Genomic DNA, 364 nt, shown 5'->3' with positions numbered 1-364 from the left:
CCAGCAATGCGCGCATCTGTCACCGGCTCGGGAACCGAGATCCGATTATGAAGACCAAGCTCATCACTGCAACGCTCGTTGCTTTCTCGGCTCTTGCAACCGCTCTTGCGTTTGGTGGGAGCCATGGGCTGCTTTCGACCTATAAGCCCGTATCGGCTGAATCACTGAGACAGCGTGACGAGATTATGCAAGAACCTAATGTCTCGCAACAGGCGTCCAGTGGTGTGATCGGCTTCGGCCGGGAAGGGGGCAACCGCCTAGCATCCCGCGGCAAAAAGTCTTTCGCTCGCCACATATATATCGTATGCGATGGCAGCGTGTGCGATATTAGATCCAGCGAAACATCGTATCAATCAAGGACTGA

Annotated in this window: 1 protein-coding gene; it reads left to right on the top strand. The window is 54.4% G+C overall.

Annotated elements, in window-relative coordinates; translation table 11 throughout:
- Positions 1–47 precede the first annotated feature (47 nt).
- Positions 48–364 (top strand): hypothetical protein (locus U5A57_RS41480; protein ID WP_321918130.1); only part of this gene is annotated, 317 nt, incomplete at its 3' end.

Source organism: Paraburkholderia sp. J11-2, from assembly GCF_905220185.1.
GTDB lineage: Bacteria > Pseudomonadota > Gammaproteobacteria > Burkholderiales > Burkholderiaceae > Paraburkholderia.
Note: the sequence above shows the minus strand (reverse complement) of the source record. Positions and strands in the feature narration are given on the sequence as shown.